The sequence below is a fragment of the Pseudomonadota bacterium genome, assembly GCA_022361155.1.
Lineage (GTDB): Bacteria > Myxococcota_A > Polyangia > Polyangiales > JAKSBK01 > JAKSBK01.
Map to the genome: position 1 here is coordinate 1 of JAKSBK010000004.1, position 2,730 is coordinate 2,730.

The following is a 2,730-nucleotide window of genomic DNA, read 5'->3' on the forward strand; positions in this document are numbered from 1 at the left end:
GTGCTCCCAGAGATCCTCAGAGCCCCATATGGAGGGATCGAGCTTAACCGACGTGATGTACTCAGGAGGCTTCTTAAAAGTCGTGAAGCGCCGTCCTAGGGTCAAATCGACCGATACCTGGTCAACCCGCGAGGGGTCGATCTCAGGGTCGAACTCGACTCGCTTGGAGCCGATGGCTTCTAGGATGTCCGGCTTAGATCTTGACAGTGCCAAGTTCTCCCTACTTCCGGCGCACGGACCTGATCCGCTTCACCTGCTCGAGCTTGGTGTCCGATAGTTCGATTGCCAGGTCGACCCACCGATCGACCAAGGCCCGCAGCTTGGCGTAGTTCTGCAGCTGCTTCTTCACCGTGGCGAGATTCTCGCGTCGGACGAACCGCGTCGTTCCCTTGCCCTTGCGGGTGTAGCTGAGTTGGTAGTACGGGCCGTGACGTTCGTCAGGCGAGGTCTTGCAGCGACAGCCGGGCGTGCCGCAAACGTTGTACTGCTCGGACAGGCTGCCCATCCGTAGGTCGCCGAGCCGGATCAGTTCGCGCTTGACCTTGTCGATCTGACGTTCCAGCGATCGAGTCCGTGCATTCACAGCCCAAAGTATATTCCAATTATGGCCGATAGTTATATAATGACTATCGGTGTCAAGCTCCCGGTGGGCCCTGGGAGGCCAGACATGCGACTGTGGGCCCGTTGGATTCGAGCCGCCCGCAAGCTCCGGCCAGCGTGCCGACGCCACCGGACGTTCCTCTGGATGCTGTTGGTCTTGGCCGGCCTATCGACCCGGCCCGAACGGGCCGGCATCACCAGCCTGGTTCGGATCCTCGACCTGCGGGAGCTGGCCTACCGGCGCCTGCTCCATCTGTTTCACACGCCTGCCCTGTGCCTGGAGCGCCTGACCGAGATGTGGACCCGGCTGGTGCTCGAGCTGTTCACGCCCGTGATGGCCGGTAAGTACCGGGTCTGCCTGGCCGACGGCATCAAAGTGGCCAAAGAGGGCAAGAAGATGCCCGCCGTCCGCAAGCTGCACCAGTCTGGCGGCAGCAATACCAAACCGCCCTACATCATGGGCCACTCGTTCCAGGCCCTCTCCCTGCTGGTTTGCGGTCCGACAGGGGCCGTGGCGGCGGTACCGCTCGTGGCGAGAATCCACGAGGGCCTGGTCTTCTCCAATCGCGACCAGCGCACACTGCTGGACAAAATGGTGACGCTGCTGCGCTCCTTGACCCCGCTCTCCCGACAGCCGATCTTGCTGATCGCCGATGCCTACTACGCCAGCCGCAAGGTAATCCTGCCGCTACTCGATCTCGGTCATCAGTTGATTACGCGGGCGCGGCGCAACACCGTCGCCTACTATCCGGCGCGCCGCCCCCGCACTCCTCGCCGAGGGCGCCCAAGGATCTACGGCAAGAAAGTACGCCTGCGGGATCTGGCCCAGGATCTCTCACAGTTCAAGACGGCGCCAAGTCCGATCGACACCGACACCAACGTTCGCCTGAAGTATCGCTGCGTCGATCTGCTCTGGCGACCCGTTGGTCGACAAGTGCGCTTCGTGATCGTGCGCCATCCACAGCGCGGTGTGATCTTCCTGATGGCCACCGACACCGTGCTGGAGCCGCTGGAGATCGTGATGCTCTACGCCCACCGCTTCAAGATCGAGATCGGATTCAAGCACGCCCTGCATGTCCTTGGCTCCTACGCCTATCACTTCTGGATGAAGGACATGACCCCAATCCCGGCTCGCAGCGGAGATCAGTACCTGCACCGCAAGAGCGATTCCTACCGACAGATGGTCCGGCGCAAGCTGCGCGCATACCATCTGCACGTCCAACTCGGCTGCGTCGCGCAAGGACTCCTTCAGCATCTTGCACTTCATCACGGGCGGGTCGTCTGGTCTCAGTTCCGAGGTTGGCTGCGTACGATGAACCCATCGCAGCCGCCCTCCGAACTGGTCACCGCGCATGCCCTGCGCGATCGGCTTCCGGATTTTCTCGACGAGTTGGACCACGATGCGAAAACCAGAAAATTCCTGCGCCGGTTCAGACGCCCAAACAGACGCGCTAGACTGCGGCGAGCGGGCTAGGAGAACGCAGCACCGGAGCGTGTCAACGATTTTGAGACACTTCCCGTTCGCATTTAGTGAGCAACCTCCGGTGTGCACGCCGGCGACGACGTCGACGTCGTGATCGAAGCCGCGATGATCGCCGACGCATCCGCTCGAGAAGGGGGGTCCCAGGGGTTTCCCGGTGTGGCGATCGTCGATTCTGGGGCATCCTGCGGGGTCGATTTCTTCGCCGGAGGGTTGATCCAGGCCGCACGAGGTAGTTCGGGCGGCTGAGGCAGCTTGTGCACGAAGCGCTCCGGGTGAGATCGATAGGCGGCGAGAAGGGTCTCCTGGCGCGCCGCGACGAGTTGCTCGGCCATGCCGTAGTGCACCGCCGCAGGTGTCATCAGGCCAATCCCCGAGTGCCGGTGCTCGTTGTTGTAGTAGTCGAAGAAGGGTCCGCCGAAGGCTCGGGCGTCCTGAATCGAACCGAAACGTCCGGGAAACTCCGGACGGTACTTCATCGTCTTGAACTGCGACTCGGAGTACGGGTTGTCGTTGGAGACGTGAGGCCGCGAATGGGTCTTGGTCACGCCCAGATCGGCCAGCAGCAGCGCCAGCGATTTGCTGCGCATCGCCCCGCCACGATCGGCGTGGACCGTCAGCTGGCCCGGCTCGATGCACTGATTGCGACA

The 2,730-nt window shown here is 62.3% G+C and carries 3 protein-coding genes and 1 pseudogene; 1 reads left to right on the forward strand and 3 read right to left on the reverse strand.

Annotation, left to right across the window (positions count from 1 at the left end; translation table 11 throughout):
* A partial coding sequence (locus tag MJD61_00070) for a hypothetical protein (GenBank protein ID MCG8553674.1) occupies positions 1-213 on the reverse strand: 213 nt, incomplete at its 3' end.
* 7 nt (positions 214-220) lie between these two features.
* On the reverse strand, positions 221-583 hold the full coding sequence (locus tag MJD61_00075; GenBank protein ID MCG8553675.1) for a hypothetical protein: 363 nt from the start codon (positions 581-583) through the stop codon (positions 221-223).
* Positions 584-745: 162 nt separating this feature from the next.
* On the opposite strand from MJD61_00075, the gene MJD61_00080 reads away from it, so the two are divergent.
* The gene (locus tag MJD61_00080; protein ID MCG8553676.1) at positions 746-2,074 is read left to right on the forward strand and encodes a transposase; all 1,329 of its coding nucleotides are present in this window, start codon (positions 746-748) and stop codon (positions 2,072-2,074) included.
* 206 nt (positions 2,075-2,280) lie between these two features.
* On the opposite strand, the pseudogene MJD61_00085 reads toward MJD61_00080, so the two are convergent.
* Positions 2,281-2,730: pseudogene (locus MJD61_00085) on the reverse strand (integrase core domain-containing protein).